This is a genomic window from Rhodobacter sp. CZR27 (assembly GCF_002407205.1).
In the GTDB taxonomy this organism is placed as follows: domain Bacteria; phylum Pseudomonadota; class Alphaproteobacteria; order Rhodobacterales; family Rhodobacteraceae; genus Cereibacter_A.
The window spans coordinates 780,817-797,993 of record NZ_CP023548.1 but is presented as its reverse complement, the minus strand read 5'-3'; the positions used below and the strand labels follow the sequence as shown (position 1 = coordinate 797,993).

16 protein-coding genes, 1 tRNA gene and 1 pseudogene are annotated in these 17,177 nt (G+C 69.0%); 14 read left to right on the top strand and 4 right to left on the bottom strand.

Features of this window, described 5'->3' with window-relative positions:
• The first annotated feature begins 9 nt into the window (after positions 1-9).
• The 10 genes and pseudogenes from CK951_RS04085 (at position 10) to tnpC (ending at position 7,276) form a co-directional block, all read left to right on the top strand.
• Complete coding sequence (locus tag CK951_RS04085; protein ID WP_096784938.1) at positions 10-261, top strand: FeoC-like transcriptional regulator; 252 nt, start codon at positions 10-12, stop codon at positions 259-261.
• 323 nt (positions 262-584) lie between these two features.
• Complete coding sequence (locus CK951_RS04080) at positions 585-1,088, top strand: YbjN domain-containing protein (protein WP_198402401.1); 504 nt, start codon at positions 585-587, stop codon at positions 1,086-1,088.
• Between the two features lie 28 nt (positions 1,089-1,116).
• Entirely contained in the window at positions 1,117-1,938 is an 822-nt protein-coding gene (gene proC, locus CK951_RS04075) for a pyrroline-5-carboxylate reductase (protein WP_096784936.1), read from the top strand.
• A complete protein-coding gene (locus tag CK951_RS04070; RefSeq protein WP_096784935.1) occupies positions 1,935-2,267 on the top strand; it encodes a tRNA-binding protein in 333 nt (110 codons plus the stop codon). Before proC ends, CK951_RS04070 begins: the two co-directional genes overlap by 4 nt.
• On the top strand, positions 2,264-3,211 hold the full coding sequence (locus tag CK951_RS04065) for a D-glycerate dehydrogenase (RefSeq protein ID WP_096784934.1): 948 nt from the start codon (positions 2,264-2,266) through the stop codon (positions 3,209-3,211). Before CK951_RS04070 ends, CK951_RS04065 begins: the two co-directional genes overlap by 4 nt.
• Positions 3,212-3,346: 135 nt before the next feature.
• Positions 3,347-4,012, top strand: a complete 666-nt coding sequence (locus CK951_RS04060; protein ID WP_096784933.1) for a sulfotransferase family 2 domain-containing protein — start codon at positions 3,347-3,349, stop codon at positions 4,010-4,012.
• 69 nt (positions 4,013-4,081) lie between these two features.
• Positions 4,082-4,157 (top strand) — tRNA-Ala (locus tag CK951_RS04055).
• Positions 4,158-4,542: 385 nt separating this feature from the next.
• A complete protein-coding gene (tnpA, locus tag CK951_RS20935; RefSeq protein WP_157764500.1) occupies positions 4,543-4,953 on the top strand; it encodes an IS66-like element accessory protein TnpA in 411 nt (136 codons plus the stop codon).
• A gap of 23 nt (positions 4,954-4,976) precedes the next feature.
• Complete coding sequence (tnpB, locus tag CK951_RS20930; RefSeq protein WP_198402400.1) at positions 4,977-5,246, top strand: IS66 family insertion sequence element accessory protein TnpB; 270 nt, start codon at positions 4,977-4,979, stop codon at positions 5,244-5,246.
• A 235-nt stretch (positions 5,247-5,481) separates the two neighbouring features.
• Positions 5,482-7,276 (top strand): annotated as a pseudogene (gene tnpC / locus CK951_RS04045) (IS66 family transposase).
• A 43-nt stretch (positions 7,277-7,319) separates the two neighbouring features.
• Here tnpC and CK951_RS04040 read toward each other — a convergent pair.
• The 4 genes from CK951_RS04040 to CK951_RS21870 are packed head-to-tail and all read right to left on the bottom strand — an operon-like array spanning position 7,320 to position 10,541.
• Positions 7,320-8,084 carry a DUF1217 domain-containing protein gene (locus tag CK951_RS04040; protein WP_232520676.1) on the bottom strand — a complete coding sequence of 255 codons (765 nt, stop codon included), beginning with the start codon at positions 8,082-8,084 and terminating at the stop codon, positions 7,320-7,322.
• 23 nt (positions 8,085-8,107) lie between these two features.
• On the bottom strand, positions 8,108-8,515 hold the full coding sequence (flbT, locus tag CK951_RS04035; protein WP_096784931.1) for a flagellar biosynthesis repressor FlbT: 408 nt from the start codon (positions 8,513-8,515) through the stop codon (positions 8,108-8,110).
• A complete protein-coding gene (gene flaF / locus CK951_RS04030) occupies positions 8,512-8,904 on the bottom strand; it encodes a flagellar biosynthesis regulator FlaF (RefSeq protein ID WP_394341561.1) in 393 nt (130 codons plus the stop codon). Before flaF ends, flbT begins: the two co-directional genes overlap by 4 nt.
• Before the next feature lie 59 nt (positions 8,905-8,963).
• Positions 8,964-10,541: a flagellin gene (locus CK951_RS21870; RefSeq protein ID WP_096784930.1), complete on the bottom strand. Its 1,578-nt coding sequence runs from the start codon at positions 10,539-10,541 to the stop codon at positions 8,964-8,966.
• Between the two features lie 460 nt (positions 10,542-11,001).
• Here CK951_RS21870 and CK951_RS04020 point away from each other — a divergent pair, with 460 nt between their 5' ends.
• From CK951_RS04020 to hypF, 4 genes are read left to right on the top strand one after another with little or no spacing between them, the layout of a single operon-like run.
• Entirely contained in the window at positions 11,002-12,327 is a 1,326-nt protein-coding gene (locus CK951_RS04020; protein ID WP_096784929.1) for a sensor histidine kinase, read from the top strand.
• On the top strand, positions 12,324-13,316 hold the full coding sequence (locus CK951_RS04015; RefSeq protein WP_096784928.1) for a HupU protein: 993 nt from the start codon (positions 12,324-12,326) through the stop codon (positions 13,314-13,316). Before CK951_RS04020 ends, CK951_RS04015 begins: the two co-directional genes overlap by 4 nt.
• The gene (locus tag CK951_RS04010) at positions 13,313-14,737 is read left to right on the top strand and encodes a nickel-dependent hydrogenase large subunit (protein ID WP_096784927.1); all 1,425 of its coding nucleotides are present in this window, start codon (positions 13,313-13,315) and stop codon (positions 14,735-14,737) included. Before CK951_RS04015 ends, CK951_RS04010 begins: the two co-directional genes overlap by 4 nt.
• Positions 14,737-17,004, top strand: a complete 2,268-nt coding sequence (gene hypF, locus CK951_RS04005; protein WP_096784926.1) for a carbamoyltransferase HypF — start codon at positions 14,737-14,739, stop codon at positions 17,002-17,004. The genes CK951_RS04010 and hypF overlap by 1 nt, the downstream gene beginning before the upstream one ends.
• Positions 17,005-17,177 lie beyond the last annotated feature (173 nt).

Here is a 17,177-nt window from a genome sequence, read left to right as displayed (position 1 = left end):
GGTCAGGCGATGCTGCTGCTCGATCTCCGCAGCTATCTGCAGGAACGCGGCCAGGCGAGTCTCACCGACCTCGCCCACCGTTTCCGCAGCGATCCCGAGGCCATGCGCGGAATGCTCGGCCACTGGATCGGCAAGGGCAAGGTGCGCCGCCTCGCCTGCGCACCCATGGCCTGCGGCAAGTCCTGCTCGGGCTGCCACGCATCGGCCGCGCCCGAGATCTACGAATGGCTGGACGCCCCGGCGGCGTCCGGCCGGCCCTGACGCCGACGGCGGGCCAACCGCCGCTGCCCCCACGCCCCGGTCCGGCCGGCATGATCCCGGACCCTGACCCGGCCGGCCCCCCGGTAGGGGTCCTGCCCGACCGCGCGCCCTTTTCCCTTGTCGCCCGCAGGCCGGAATTCGGCTTTCCGCGCGCTTGGCGCCCTTTGTCCACAGAAGATTTGCGAGAAACCGCTTTACAGGGTTCCGCTTTGGCCACACCATATCTAGTAAGGGCCGGTGGCAGGCAACGCCGTCCCTTGCCGCACACCCAGCTTCTTGTGGGTGACCATCCTGCAAGCGGCTCAATGACGAGGCCCGGGCAAATGTCGCTATCCGAGACCTACCTCTCCTCCGACGAGATCCACCCGATCGACATCGTCGAGACGCTTGCCGAACACCATGACTGGGAATTCGACCGGGTGACCGAGGACCAGATCGCCATGGCGGTCGAGGGGCAGTGGCGCACCTACTCGCTCACCCTGGCGTGGTCGCCGCAGGACGAGACCCTGCGGCTGATCTGCACCTTCGAGATGGAGCCTCCGACGCACCGGATGGCGGAACTGCACGACCTGCTCAACCGCTGCAACGACCTCGTCTGGACCGGCGCCTTCACCTACTGGACGGACCAGAAGCTGATGGTCTGGCGCTATGGCCTGCTGCTGTCGGGTGGGCAGACCGCGACCTCGGAGCAGATCGACCGGCTGATCGCCTCGGCCGTGATGGCCTGCGAGCGGTTCTATCCCGCGTTCCAGATGGTGTCCTGGGCGGAAAGCCCCGCCGCCGACGCGATCAATGTCGCCATTGCAGAGGCCTACGGCCGGGCCTAGTCTCTCCCCCGCAGACACGGGGGAAAGAATGGATCTTGTCGATCTTGGCCGCCGGGGGCTGGTGCTTCTGGGTTGCGGGAAGATGGGTTCGGCGCTGCTGGAAGGCTGGCTGGGCCGCGGACTGGCGCTCAATTCCGTCTGGGTCACCGACCCGCAGCCCTCCGACTGGCTGAAGGGCCTCGCCGCGCGCGGGCTGCACCTGAACCAGCCGCTGCCCGCCGCGCCCGCGGTGGTGCTGGTCGCGGTGAAGCCGCAGATCATGGCGGATGCCCTGCCGACGCTGGCGGGCTTCGGCAACGGCACGACGCTGTTCCTGACCGTCGCCGCCGGAACGCCCATCGCCTTCTACGAGCGGACGCTGGGGGAACAGACGCCGGTGATCCGCGCCATGCCGAACACCCCCGCCGCGGTGGGGCGCGGCATCACCGCCATCACCGGCAATGCCTCGGCCAGCGAGGAGCAGATGGCACTGGCGGAGCGCCTGCTGTCGGCGGTCGGGCAGGTGGTCCGGCTGGAGGGCGAGCACCAGATGGATGCGGTCACGGCCGTCTCGGGCTCGGGGCCCGCCTATGTCTTCCACATGATCGAGGCCCTGGCAGCAGCCGGCGAGGCCGAGGGGCTCAGCCCGGAGCTGGCCATGACCCTTGCCCGCGGCACCGTGACCGGCGCCGGGGAACTCGCGTATCGTGCGGGCGAGAGCGCCGCGCAGTTGCGCATCAACGTGACCTCGCCGGGCGGCACCACCGCCGCCGCGCTGGCCGTGCTCATGGAGCCCGAAACCGGCCTCGCCCCGCTTCTGCGCCGCGCGGTGAAGGCCGCCGCCGACCGTGGACGGGAACTCGCGCAATGATCTCGTGGGACGACTTCGCGAAGGTGGACATCCGCGTGGGACGCATCACCCGGGCCGAGCCCTTCCCCGAGGCGCGCAAGCCCGCGCTGAAACTCTGGGTCGATTTCGGGCCGGAGATCGGCGAGAAGCGGTCTTCCGCGCAGATCACGCGGCACTACGCGCCCGAGGGGCTGGTCGGACGGCAGGTGCTGGCGGTGGTCAACTTCCCGCCTCGCCAGATCGGCAAGGTCCTGTCGGAGGTGCTTGTGCTGGGCGTGCCGGATGCCGAGGGCGAGGTCGTGCTCGTCGGACCGGGCCACGAGGTGCCCGAGGGCGGGAGGCTTTATTGAAGCTGCTGATCACCCGCCCCCTTCCTAACCGGGTCGTCGACGCGGCCCGCGCCCGTTTCGACGTCACCTTGCGTGACAGCACGAGGCCGCTGTCGCCGTCGGAGTTGCGGCAGGCGCTGGCGGAGCATGACGCGGTGCTGCCGACGCTGGGCGACCTGTTCCGAAGCGACGTCTTCGCGGATGTGCCGCGCCCGAGGGCCCGGATTCTCGCCAACTTCGGGGTCGGCACCAACCACATCGACGTGGCGGCGGCGCGGGCCGCGGGCCTTGTGGTGACGAATACGCCGGGGGCCGTCACCGACGCGACGGCGGACATCGCGCTCACCCTGATCCTGATGACCGCGCGTCGTGCCGGCGAGGGCGAGCGGATGCTGCGCGCGGGACGCTGGGACGGCTGGCATCCGACGCATATGCTGGGCCTGCATGTCACAGGGCGCCGGCTCGGCATCATCGGAATGGGGCGGATCGGCAAGGCCATCGCCAGGCGCTGCCACGCGGGGTTCGGGATGGAGGTAACCTTCTTCAACCGCTCCGTCGTGGCCGATCCGGGCGTTCCGGCGCGGCAGGTGAGCCTTGACGAGGCGCTCTTGGCGGATGTGGTGGTGGTGGCCGTTCCCGCCACGCCCGAAACGCATCACCTGATCGACGCGCGCGCCCTGCGCCAGATGCGCCCGGAGGCGATTCTGGTGAACATCGCGCGCGGCGACATCGTCGACGAGACGGCACTGATCGAGGCGCTTCAGGCGGGACGCCTCGCGGGCGCCGGCCTCGACGTCTATGAGTTCGAGCCGCAGGTGCCGGCGGCGCTGGTGGCGATGGAGAACGTGACGCTGCTGCCCCATCTCGGGACGGCGGCGCTGGAGGTGCGCGAGGCGATGGGGATGATGGCGGTCGCGAACCTTGTGGCCTTTGCCGAGGGCCGCGCCCTCCCCAACCCGGTCTGAGTCGATGCAAGGCGCGCCCCGATCCCGGCAGAACGTCAGCCCGCGGGGAGGGTGCCGTCCTTGGGGGCATCGAGCCCCCGCGGACGGCCTTGGCGCCCGGCTCCACTGCCGGCACGGGATCCGGGGCGACGCGGCATGATCATCTCGCGCGGGCGGCGGTTCATCTTCGTCCACATCCCCAAGACGGGCGGCACGGCCCTGTCGCTCGCGCTCGAGAAGCGGGCCCTGAAGGACGACCTGCTGCTGGGAGACACGCCGAAGGCCCGGGCGCGCCGGGCCCGCTTGCGCGGCGTGAAGGCGCAGGGGCGGATGTGGAAGCACTCGACGCTCGCTGATGTCGCGGGGCTGGTGAGCGACGAGGAGATCGCAGGCTTCTTCACGCTGGCGATCGTGCGCAACCCCTGGGACCGGGCCCTGAGCTACTACCATTGGCTGCGCGGCCAGAGCTTCGCCCATCCCGCCGTCGGACTTGCGAAATCCCACGATTTCTCAGGCTTTCTGAACCATCCCCAGACCCGGACGGCCTTTCGCCTCTGGCCGGCCTCTGCCTACATGCGGGACCGGCACGGGGTGGAACGGTCGAGCCTCTATGCCCGGCTTGAGCATCTCGAGGCCGATCTCGCGCCGTTCGAGGCCCATCTTGGCTTCCGCCTGTCCCCCCTGCCCCGCACCAACGAATCGACACGGCTGATCGACTGGCGCGGCTACTACAACGATGCGGATGCCGACCTGCTCGGGCGGCTCTGCGCCGAGGACATCGGTCGCTTCCGCTATCGCTTTGACGATGTGGCGGGACGCTGAAGGGGCGGGCAGATTCCTGCGGAACTGCCCTTGACATCCCCCGCTCCTTGGGCGAGATAGCGCCTCGTTGGGGTCGTAGCTCAGTTGGGAGAGCGCGTCGTTCGCAATGACGAGGTCAGGGGTTCGATCCCCCTCGGCTCCACCAGATTATCAAGCCAGTGCGCGATGACTTGCCGAAAAGTGCTAGGGCTTCCATCAGCACCTCCCCGACACGCGGCACCCGAGGCCAGTTCCTGCGCCGCTGGGGAAAGCTGAACCCAAGGCCGCGCAGCTTGTGAGTATCGGCCTCCGGCATCCCGGTTGGCAGATCCGCCCAAGCCTGGTATCGGCTTCAGCCTCCTCAGCCCGATCCTTGCCGACAACAGGTGGTACGCGGCCGCATCACGCGCCAGATATGGCGCGCGCGGCGTCTCACACCAGCGATTGGAGGTGCCGCGCGGACTGGACGTAAGGGCCCAGCCGATCCCCTCCTGCCGGCGAACATCCGAACGTGCAAATGATCGGGTGTTTTCACGGGAGTGGACGTCAAAATGGACGGCTCGCCGGTTGGATTTGCGGGGCGGCTCGAGGTGGTCGAGGGTTCGTCGGGTCGGCGGCGCTGGAGCGATGAGGAGAAGGCCCGGATCGCCTCCGAGAGTTACCGCCCCGGCGTTCATGTCGCCGATGTTGCACGGCGATACGGGACGACGCGGTGGCAGATCTACGACTGGCGCCGACGTCTGGCCAAGGGGCTGCTGGCGCTTCCGGCCGAGGTGGGGCCGCGATCTGTCTTCGCGGCGGTCGTGGTCGATCCGGACGTCGCGCGCTTGGCCCCAGCGGCCATGTCGGAGGGGGGCGTTGTCGCACTCGTCGTGGATGGCATCACGATCCGCGCAAGCCAGCACATCGACGAAGCCCATCTGGTCCGGGTGATCCGGGCGGCCCGCATGGCGGCGCGATGATTGCGCCGAACGGGTAACTGCGGGTGTTCGTGGCGACGCGGCCGATGGATTTCCGCAAGGGCATGGACGGGCTGGCGCTCGCGGTGCAGGAGATCCTGGGACTCGACCCGTTCTGCGGAGCGGCTTTCGTGTTCCGCTCGAAGCGCGCCGACCGGATCAAGGTGCTTGTCTGGGACCGGACCGGGCTGGTGCTGGTCCACAAGCGGCTGGAAGGCGGAAAGTTCCTCTGGGTGAAGACCGGTCCCGAAGGGATCGATCCGTCCGGTGGACGGATCGAAGGAATGAACGCGTGAAGCGCTGGGGGTGCGCGACGGGGTGATGAAGCTGTCGCCGGCGCAGGTCTCGGCCCTGTTCGAGATGAGGAGGATCAGCGGGCCTTCCAGTGGAAGGACCGCCCGACGAGTGGACTTGCGGATGGTCCGGCCCGATGCCGAGCGGCGCCCGCAGGTGGCAGGATAGCTGCGACGGAAGGACTCGTGGCGGGCATCCGGCGTGGTGCGGAAGGCCGCCATGTGCTTGATATTATGTATGAATGATCACGCGCTTACTGCCGAGAACACGCTTCTGAAGGCCCGCCTCGCCCAGACCGAGGCGGCGCTGGCGGATGCGGTGGAGGCGCAGCGGCGGCTGGAGAGCATCATCGGCGAGCTGCGCCGCGAGCCCTTTGGACCTGCGACCGAGAAGCTCGATCCGGAGCAGTTCAACCTGCCGCTGGAAGAACGAGCCATTGTCCGCCATCGGTCCGAGGAGTTGCCGGTGGAGGCGCCATTGGACTGAGCCCCACCGGCGACGGCGAGTGAGATCGCCCAGGGCATCCTGGAGGCCGCGCAGGAGAAGGCTCGACGCACCCTGAAGGGGTCGGGCACGAACGCGGAGCGCCCGGCGAGGCGCAACCGCGGGCATCTGCCAGCGCACCTCCCGCGGATCGAACGGGTGATCGAGCCGCCCAGCACGCTCTGGTCGCCATTGGAAGCGCCATTGGTCCGAGCGACAATGGCGACGCGGCTGCGGGAAGATGGCGAAGATCGGGGAGGTGGAGGAGGATCAGGAAACGGTCCAGTGGACCGTTTCCCCGACGAGGCTCCGAACGGCTCGATCTGGTGCCGGCACAACTGCGGGTGCTGGTGACGCGGCGGCCGCGCTACGCCTGCCGGCGCTGCTCGGGCGCGGTGGTTCAGGCGCATGCGCCGGAACATGTCGTGCCCGGCGACCTGCCGACGTTCGCCATTGTGCTCGGACCGATGGCGCATCAATGGCTCACCGCTGATCGCTCAGGTCATCGTCGCGAAGTTCGGCGACCGCCTGCCATTCTACCGGCAGGCCGAGATCCATACCCGCCAAGGCATCAACCTGGATCGCGCGACCCTGGGCAACCGGGTCGGCCGCGCCTGCTTCCACCTCCGGCCGATCGACGAGCACCTGCGCTGGCATCTGAAGGCCGCCGACCGCCTGTTCATGGATGAAACGACGGCGCCGGTGCTCGATCCCGGCCGACGAAGGACCAGGACCGGCTTCTTCTGGGCCATCGTGTCCGACGACCGTGGTCATGGCGCGGCCGGGCCGCCCATCATCGTTCGGGCACTCCTTCCGACCGATGGCAGTCGTGCCCTCACTCCACCATGCGCCCGGTCGCGGTGCCGTTCACGCCCTGCGGTTCCTCGAGGGCTATCGCGGGCAGTTTCCTGCAGTGCGACGGCTTCGAGGCCTATGGGAAGCTGACGGAAGCCGTTCGTCCCGAGGGCTCCTGGCTTCTCGTCCATTGCTGGACCCATGTCCGCCGCCGCTTCGTGAAGCGGCTGCAGAGCGACGGCTCCCCCATCGTCGCGGAAGCCCTGCGCCAGATCGCCCAGCTCTACGCGATCGAGGCCTCCGTCCGCGGCCAGGCGCCCGAGATCCGGCGGGCCACCCGCCAGGAATTGTCGGCACCGATCGGCATTGCGTTCCGTCCCTGGCTCGAGGCGCAGCTCTCCCGCATCCCACGGTCCTCAAAGCTGGCGGAGGACATCCACTACACCCTCGGCGTCTGGCCGGGCCTGGTCCGGTTCCTCGACGACGGACGGCTGGAGATGGACACCAACCCGGTCAAGAACCAGATCCGCAGGGGGGCCTCACGCGGAAGAGTGCGTTGTTCGCCGGTCACGAGGTCGGCGCCGAGAACCGGGCAATGCTCGCCTCGCGCGTGGCCACCTGCAAGATGAGCGACGTGAACCCGGTGAGCTATATCGCCGAAACCCTGCGCGCGATCCTCGACGGTCACCCGGCAAGCCGGATCGAAGACCTGATGCTGTGGCACTTCCCGAAGACGTCAAGCCAAGCCGCGTAGGGTATCGGCGAGGCGCTTACGACTGGACCACGAGACAGGCGCATCATCCCTGGAGCAGGGTCAGGGCGATCCGGCCGGGACTGTAGCCGCCGGAAGCCTCCGTCTCTGCGCGGATCAGGAAGGTCTTGATCAGCTTGTCGCGGACGTCGGGATCGGCGAACTGCGAGGGCGAGCTGTCACCGAACATGGCCTCGGACTTTTCCCTGTAGACTTCCAGCTGCCGGTCGAGGTCGAGGGAGGCGAAGCTCTTCGGCAGGCCGAACGCACCGTCGAACACCGCCCGCATCGAGGTGGAGCCCAGGATGCCGTACCACTTGGCCACATCGCTCGAATTCTGGGCAGCGAGCGCCGTCACCTCCCGGTCGAAGCCGAGAGCGAGGCCCATGTTCCCGTCGAGTTCGCCGATGGCAGTTTCGAAGCTGCGCGTGCGGTATTGCGCGGACAGCCGGTCGGCGAATCCGGCGGCCGTGGTCTGCGCCCCCTCCGCCGAATCGAAGCCGAAGGCCTTGGCGAGCGCGAGCCAGCGCTTGTCCGACAGCCTATTGGCAAGCGCATCCTTGCTGCTCGACCCGTCGGTCAGAACCTTGCGGATCAGGGCCTTGCCGTCGATGGCCTCCTCGAGGCCGAAGGCTCCGAGCGCCACCTTGAGCAACCGGTAGTCCGAGACGAGATCCTCGGCCGTCCGGACGTTTCCGATCTTTGCCGCGAAGTAGTCCAGATCCTGCCGGATCTGCGGAGACTTGTCATGGGTTTCTTGCTGGCGCTCGATGGTCCGTTCGAGGAAGCGCCAGCCGACATATCCCGACATGGGAAGAATCGGCTGGAAGCCCATCAGTGCCCGCCCGCCGCGGCCAGCAACCGCGCCTCGCGTGGCAACAGGCTGCGGAGCGCCTTCAGGATCTGGTAGTGCTGGCCCTCGAGCACCGCAGCCGTTGCCAGGCCCAGTTGCGCCCGGCTGTCCGGATCCCTCAGGACCTGACTGAGCTGTTCGATCCCGCGCAGCAGTTGCGGCTTCATGTCCTCGAACGTCGCGTCGCCCGACAGGACCAGCTGGGCCATGTAGCAGAGCCGCCGCACCGGGGTGTTGGCCTCTTCGGGGCGGATGGCGTCGCGCTGGCGCAGGATGACAGAGTTCGGCGTCACGATGGTGATGCGCGAGCGGCGGTCGCCGTTCTCGATCACCGCGCCGTTGATCATCACCCGCTCGCCCGGCCCCAGTCTCAGGACGAGGCCGCTCATGATCCGCCCCTCTGCCCGGCTAGGCCGCGCATCACCGCGGTGTTGATGTCGATCAGCAGCTCGGTGTCGGCCGTGCGTGCAAGCACCTTGCCCGAGTGCTGCTGGACGATCTCGTAGAGATAGAAGATCCGCGCGCGGAGGTCGCGCGGCAGGCCGTTGTCGGGATGGGCCACGTCCATCGCGAACCGGAGCCAGAGCTTGCGGTTCTGCTCGATCGCCTGCGCGAGGGCGGGGAAGGCGAGCGGATCGCGCTTGTCCGCCTCCTTCAGCCGGGCGGTGACCTTCGCCAGCAGCGCGTATTCGGTGGATCGCGGCGTGCGCGCCGAACCCTGACCCGCGCCGTAGGCGTTCCGGGCCATCGTGGAAGCATTCACGTTCTGTCCTTCCATGTCTGGGAGCATCTTGCCCTACCGGGAGGGCCGGAGCGTTTTGCTCCGGCCCGCAGGACTTAGCGGAACAGCGACAGAAGGTTCTGCGGTGCCTGGTTCGCGATCGAGAGCGACTGGGTGGCCAGTTGCTGCTGGACCTGCAGCGCCTGCAGCTTGGCCGAAGTTGCTTCCATGTCGGCGTCGACCAGACTTCCGATGCCCGCTTTCAAAGAGTCGGTCAGCCCGCTGACAAAATCCGACTGGATCTTGATCCGGCCCTGAACGGAGCCGAATTGCGCAGCGCTATCGACAGCGTACTGGATCATCGACTCGATGTCTTCCAGGGACTTGTCCAGACTGTCCTGAATGACGACTTCTTTCTCGGCATCAGTTAGGTTGTTGAACGCGGTGGTTCCGTTGGTACCCCCGTACAGGCTGGAGAAATCCGAAACACTCAGCTTCATCAGATCTTCCAGACCGCCACCGGCTGTCCCGCCGGAATGTTGCGCACCACTGCCCGCCGCAACGGCCGCAGTTCCGGTCGAGGTGACTTCGACGTTTTGCCCATTGGCGCTGACGCGGGCAAAGAACCCGGTATCGTCGTTGATCTTGCTAGCAAGACCTGCGAGAACATCGTCGCGCGTGGAACCTTCGTGCGCGACGTATTCGAAGTTCTTCCCGCCATAGGTCATCCGGAAGCTGTCGCCATCCTGAATCGTGCCGGTACCGATCGTTCCAGTGGCCACGCTGGACGCAATGGTCGCCGTGGCTGCAGGAACCGTGATACCGGGACCCGCACCGCTGCCGGAGACGGCTGCGCCCAAAGCTCGAGCCTCGCCAGTCAAGCGAATCTCGACGGCGGCAGCGTTCGCCGTGGCTTTGACGCCAAGAGCGACGAGGTCCTGATTCTGAGCAATGGCAGTCTGGAACTTTGTCGCGACGGCTGCTGCCGCTTCCCCATTGTTCACCAGAACGCTGACGCTGAAGCTATTGTTACCAATCGTGAAGTTCATGGACGCGGTGGTATCGGCGGATGCGGTCCCGGTAATGGTCACGTCCGTCCCAGCGACCGCGTTCGTCTGAGCGGCCAATGCGCCGATTGCGGTCACGGTTGCCTGGCCGGTTCGGGCTGAGGTGTTTCCATAAACCTCGGTTCGCAACGTCAGATCGTTGCTGGCCACATCGATGTTGGTCGCCTTCACGCCCGTCGACGAGCGGTCGAGCGAGCCCAGCACGCTCTTCGTCGTGTAATTGTCAACGAGATTGAGGCCGTTGAACTGGGCAGCCCCGACCACGGCGGAGATCTGGTCGCGCAGCTGCACGACATCCGTCTGGATTTTCTCGCGGTCGACGTTGGACTCTTGGGCCGCCGTAATCTTGCCCTTGATCTGCGTGAGAAGGTCCGTGACCGTTTCGGCCGCTTTCGTTGCAACCGAGACGGTTGTTTCACCCAGGGAAAGGCTGCTCGAGATAGCTTCGAAGCCCTTGACGTCGGACTCCATGACTTTCGAGATGGCCCAGACGGCAGCGTTGTCTTTTGCGGACCCGACGGCCTTGCCGGTCGAGATCTCGCTCTGGACCTTTCCCATGTTGGAGTTGATCGACCTGAGGGTCTGCAGCGCGACCATGGCGCCGTTGTTGGTCAGGATGCTGGACATTGCTGTCACCTTTCGAATGGACGCTCGGCGTCGTTGGGTTTCGCCGCAGGCACTTGCGGCACGTCGAGTCGTTCTGACCCCGTGGTTCACGGCCCCGCCGCTTCCACGCCGCCTCGGGAGATGCGCCCCGCCACTCTTGCCGCCGGGAGTAAAGGGGAGCCTAACCGCCGTCCCCGAAAAGGCGGGCCTTTGAGTGAAGTTCGAAGCAAGGTCATCCGGCCCTGGGGCGACAAGGCGGTCCCGCGTGGCGCAGAGGTAAGAGCCGGGAGCGTCCGCGGCCTGCAAGGGTGGCGGAACCGGCCGCTCAACCCGCGACGGCCGACCATCGCACCCGACGGCCCTGTCGCAGGCCGGACCTCGGGAGCGGAATGCGGGCCGTTCGCCGCGCGGAGTGCGGCCCTCGACTCGTGCGCTTTGCTCCGGCGGCCGGCGTCGCTATGATGGCGGCCCGGAGGCATCCATGGCGAAGACTCACGCCCCGCGCGAGGGGGAGGTTCCCGACTCGGTCTGGATGGACGTGCTCTCGGCCGTCGACCGGACCTATGCCGACCTCGTGGACTATCAGGAGCGGCTGGAGCACCAGAATGCCGAACTCGAGAAGCTGCGCTCGTTCCATGCCTCGGTGCTGGCCTCGGTCTCGGACATCCTCATCGTCGTCTCGCGCTCGGGGCTGATCGAGGAGGTCTCGGCCTCGGTCCCGGCCCGTGCCCGGCTGCCGCGCGCCGCGTTGTGCGATCGCCCGGCCGTGGAGCTGTTCGCGGCGGCAAACCGCCCGGCCCTCGCCGAGGCGATGCGCGTGGCGGTCGAGCGTCGCGCGCCGGTGACCATCGAGGCGGGTCTGCTCACGCCCGAGGGGCCGAGTGCGGTCGAACTGTCGCTGTCGCCGAGATTCGACGAGCGGGGGCGTGCGGCGGGCCTGGTGCTCACCGGGCGGTCGGTGGCGGAACTGCGGCAGGCCTATGCCGAGCTTGCCGCCAGCCACGACGAGTTGAAGGCGGCGCAGGCGCTGCTGGTGCGCAACGAGAAGCTCGCCTCGCTGGGCCGGCTGCTCGCGGGGGTGGCGCACGAGCTGAACAACCCGATCAGCTTCGTCTATGCCAATGCCCATGCGCTGGAACGCTACGCGGCGAAGTTCGAGCAGTATTTCCAGCAGGTGCAGGCCGGCGCAACGCGTGAGGCGCTGATGCGGCTGCGCGAGGACCTGAAGCTCGATCGCGAGGTCCGCAACCTGCGCGACGCGGTACGCGGCGCGCGCGAGGGTGCCGAGCGGGTGCGCGACATCGTCGAGGACCTGCGCCGGCTGTCCTCCGAGGGGTCGGGCGAGATGGAGGTCTTCGATCTGGTGACGGTGACGCGGATCGCCGCCGCCTGGGTGCGGCGCGGCTCCCGGCGGCCGGTCGAGGTGGCGGTGACGGGTCTCGCCTCGCTCGCCGTCAGGGGACGGCCGGGGCACATCCAGCAGGTCGTGATGAACCTTGTCCAGAACGCGCTGGATGCGGTCGAGGAGGTCGCCGATCCGAAGGTGGTGATCGACCACGCGACCGAGGGGGATCTCGCGCTCGCGGTGCTGTCGGTGCGCGACAATGGCCCCGGCGTGCCCGAGGCGCTACACCAGGCGATCTTCGATCCGTTCTTCACCACGAAGGCGGTGGGACGCGGCACGGGCCTCGGCCTGCCGATCTCGCACAAGATCGCCGAAGAGCATGGCGGGCGGCTCGTGCTGTGCGAGAATGGCCCGGGCGCATGCTTCCGGCTGGAACTGCCGCTGGACCGGGAGGGACGATGAACATCCTCTGGCTTCAGGCCTCCGGATGCGGCGGCTGCACCATGTCGCTGCTCTGCGCCGAGGCGCCCGGCCTGTTCGACACGCTGGACGGCGCGGGGCTGCGGTTCCTCTGGCATCCCGCGCTGTCGGTGGAGACGGGCGAGGAGGTGCGCGAGATCCTGCGCCGGATCGAGGGCGGGGATGTGCCGCTCGACATCCTCTGCGTCGAAGGCGCGATCGCGCGCGGGCCGCGCGGGACCGGGCGCTACCAGATGCTGGCGGGCCTCGGCCTGTCGATGCTCGAGGCGGTGCGGCGACTCGCACCGCTGGCCGGGCATGTGGTGGCCGTCGGCACCTGCGCGGCCTATGGCGGGATGACCAGCGCGGGCGGCAACCCCTCGGATGCGGTCGGCCTGCAATACGAGGGCGCCCATCCCGGCGGCGTGCTGCCACCCGAGTTCCGCGACCGCACGGGCCTTCCGGTGATCAACGTGGCCGGCTGCCCGACACACCCCGGCTGGGTGACCGAGACGCTGATGCTGCTGGCTGCGGGCGCTCTGGGCGCCGCCGACCTCGACCGCTTCGGGCGGCCGCGCTTCTATGCCGATCACCTCGTCCATCACGGCTGTCCGAAGAACGAATACTACGAATACAAGGCCAGCGCCCGCGTCCCGGGCGAGATCGGCTGCATGATGGAGCACATGGGCTGCATCGGCACCCAGGCCGTGGGCGACTGCAACATCCGGCCGTGGAACGGCGGCGGCTCCTGCACCGCCGGGGGATACGCCTGCATCGCCTGCACCGCGCCCGAGTTCGAGGAGCCGCGCCACCCTTACGCCGAGACGCCGAAGATCGGCGGCATCCCGGTGGGCCTTCCGGCGGACATGCCGAAGGCCTGGTTCATGGCGCTGGCCAGCCTTTCCAAGGCCGCGACTCCCGAGCGCATCCGCACCAACGCCACCGCCGACCGGATCGCGGTGCCACCGACCCTGAGGGCGCCAAAGCGATGACGAAGCTGGTGGTCGGCCCGTTCAACCGGGTCGAAGGCGATCTGGAGGTTCATCTGGAAATCTCCGAGGGCAGGGTCAGCCTCGCCCGGGTGAACGCCCCGCTCTACCGCGGGTTCGAACGGATGCTGGAGGGGCGCGATCCGCGCGACGCGCTGACCATCACGCCGCGGATCTGCGGCATCTGCTCGATCAGCCAGTCGATGGCCGCCGCCCGTGCGCTGGGGGCCGCGACGGGGGTGGAACCCACGCCCGACGGCGCACGGGTCGCGGCGCTGATCCACGCGGTCGAGAACGCGGCGGACCACCTGACCCATTTCAACCTGTTCTTCATGCCCGATTTCGCGCGCCCGGCCTATGCCGGGCGAACCTGGCATGCCCGCGCGGTCGAACGCTTTACCGCGATGGAAGGCAGCGCCCAACGCGAGGCGGTGGCGGCGCGGGCCGAGCTGATGCACATCCTCGGGCTGCTCGCCGGGAAGTGGCCGCACACGCTGGCGGTGCAGCCGGGCGGCGTGACGCGGGCACCGGGCGCGAATGACAAGGTGCGCATCCTGGCGAGCCTGCGCGGCTTCCGCCGCTATCTGGAACGCGTGCTGTTCGGAGCGCCAGTGGAAGCCTTTGCCGAGCTTGCCTCGGAGGTCGCGCTGATGCGCTGGACGGGCGGCGACGCGGAGGTCTTCCTCGGGATAGCGGCGGATCTGGATCTTGCGAGCCTCGGGCGCGGAGAGGGGCGCTATCTCAGCTTCGGCGCCTATCCGACCGACGCCGGCCCTGCCTTCGCGGCGGGGGTGTGGGAGGACGGCCTCCGCCCGCTCGACGCCTCGTTGATCCGCGAGGATCTGAGCCATTCCTGGATGCTGGGACCCACTGCCCATCCCGAGGAGGGCCAGACCGTCCCGGACGAGGAGATGCGCGAGGCGGCCTACAGCTGGTGCAAGGCGCCCCGGCTGGGCGGCCTGCCGATGGAGACCGGCGCGTTGGCCCGGCAGGTGGTGGACGGCCATCCGCTGGCGCAGGACCTTGCGCGGCAGGGGGGCGTGCTGGCGCGCGTGGCCGGGCGGCTGCTCGAACTGGCCCGCACGCAGATCCTGATGGAGCGGCTGGCGCAGGGCATCGACCCCGCAGCGCGCTTCATGGCGGCGCCGGGGGCGACGGCGGAGTCGGGTGTGGGCGCGGGCCTCGTCGAGGCTGCGCGCGGTGCCCTCGGCCACTGGCTGCGCATCCGGCGCGGGGTGATCGCCTCCTATCAGATCGTGGCGCCGACCACCTGGAACTTCAGCCCGCGCGACGCGGAGGGCGTGCCGGGGCCGCTGGAGGCCGCCCTTGTCGGGGCGCCGGTCCGACCGGGCGAGACCACGCCCGTCGCGGTCCAGCATGTCGTGCGCAGCTTCGACCCCTGCATGGTCTGCACGGTCCATTGATGGCCAAGGTCCCCCCCCGCCCCCAGGGCGACCGCCACCCGGACGAGCCGCTCTGCGACGGGATCGAGGTCCGGGTGCGCGGGCAGGTGCAGGGCGTGGGCTTCCGTCCCTTCGTCTGGCAACTGGCGCGCGCGGGCGAGCTGAAGGGAGAAGTGCTGAACGACGCGCAGGGCGTTCTTATCCGGGCCGCGGGCAAGGGGCTCGACGGGTTCCTGCGCGACCTCCGCGCCAAGGCGCCGCCGCTCGCGCGGGTCGATGCGGTCGAGACCCGGACCGCGCGGGTTCCGGCCTGCGCCTTCCGCATTGCCGGCAGCGGCGGCGGGGCCGTGGCCACCCGGGTCACGCCGGACGCCGCCACCTGCCCCGACTGTCTGGCCGAGATCCGAGGCGAGGGCCGCCGGCGCGGCTATGCCTTCACCAACTGCACCCATTGCGGGCCGCGCTTCACCATCCTGCGCGGCCTGCCCTACGACCGCGCGCAGACCTCGATGGCGGTCTTCGGGATGTGCGAGGACTGCCGCGCGGAATACGGCAACCCCGCCGACCGCCGTTTCCATGCCCAGCCCATCGCCTGCCCGGCCTGCGGGCCGCACCTCTGGCTGGAAGCGGCGGGCGCCGAGGTTCCGGGCGATCCCGTGGCCGGGGCCGTGGCGATCCTGCGGCAGGGCGGCGTGCTGGGGGTGAAGGGGCTGGGCGGCTTCCATCTTGCCTGCGATGCCCGTGACCCCGCGGCGGTCGCGCTGCTGCGCAGCCGCAAGCGGCGGCCGGGGAAACCCTTCGCGATCATGGCGGCCGAGCGGATGCTGGACGAACTGGCCGAGCTTTCAGAGGCCGAGCGGGCACTGCTGCGCGATCCGGCGGCACCCGTGGTGCTGGTGCGCAGCCGCGGCACGCTGCTCGGCGGCGTGGCCCCCGGCCTGACGACGCTGGGGCTGATGCTGCCGGCGACACCGCTTCACCATCTGCTGGTCGATGCCTTCGGCGGGCCGCTGGTGATGACCTCCGGAAACCTCTCGGGCGAGCCGCAGGTGATCGGCAACGACGAGGCGCGGGCCAAGCTCTCGGGCTTCGTGGATGCATTCCTGATGCATGACCGCGAGATCGTGCGGCGGCTGGACGACAGCGTGGAGCGCGCCCGCCCGCCGATGGTGCTGCGGCGGGCGCGCGGCCGGGCGCCGGGGACACTGCCGCTGCCGGAGGGCTTCGGGAACGCGCCACAGGTTCTGGCGCTCGGCGGGCAGATGAAGGGCGCGATCTGCCTTCTGAAGGACGGGCAGGCACTGCTGTCGCACCATCTGGGCGATCTGGACGATGCGCTAACCTTTGAGGAGTTCGAGCGCGCCATTGGCGATCATGCGAGCCTGTTCGACCACCGGGCAGAGGTGGTGGCGGTGGACCTGCACCCCGGCTACCGCGCCACGCAGGCCGGCCTTGCGATGGGCCTTCCGGTGGAAAAGGTGCAGCACCACCACGCCCACCTCGCCTCCTGTCTGGGCGATGCGCTCTGGCCGCTGGACGCGGGTCCGGTGGCCGCGGTGGTGCTGGACGGGACCGGACTGGGGACGGACGGCACGATCTGGGGCGGTGAGCTGCTGCTGGGCGACTATCGCGGCTTCGAGCGCGTGGCGCATCTGGCCCCAGCCCCCCTGCCCGGCGGCGAGGCCGCGGCGCGGGAACCGTGGCGCAACGCGCTGATGCGGCTGGACGCGGCGGGACTTCCGGACCTTGCCGACCGGCTGTTCCCCGACCTCCCCCGCGACGTGCTGCGGCGGGCGGTGGCCGGGGGGGTGAACTCCCCGGCCTCCTCCTCGGCGGGCAGGCTCTTCGATGCGGTGGCCGCCTGCCTCGGCCTCGCGGCGACACGCCAGAGCTATGAGGGCGAGGCCGCCATGCGGCTCGAGGCGCTGGACGGGGACGGCCCGCCCTACCCCTTCGACGGGCTCGATCCCGCGCCGATGTTCCGCGCACTTGCGCGCGACCTGCAGGAGGGGGCTCCACCGGGCAGGATCTCGGACCGGTTCCACCGCGGACTGGCCCGCGCCTTCTGCGCCCCGGCCCGCGCGCTGGTCGAGGGCGGGCACGCGCGCGCCGTGGCGCTGACGGGCGGCTGCTTCCAGAACGCGCGCCTCGTTGCGGCCTGCCTTGCCGAGCTTCCGGGCGTGCCGGTGCTGTGCCATCGCGCCGTGCCCGCGAACGACGGGGGCCTCGCGCTCGGGCAGGCTCTCGTTGCTGCGGCGCGGCAAATCGGCGCGGCGGAAGCACCGTGACCGCCCGCCTTTAACTCTGGATAGAGCCTTTCCTGTCGGTATTCCGACACCACCCCTCGAACGGCGGTTTTTCCATTCATCCAGAACGGTTTGACCTAATTCTCCCCTCGTCGCACATTTCTTTTGCCCCAGGGCGCGACCCTTGCGCATTCCTTGGCATACAGAGCCAGCGG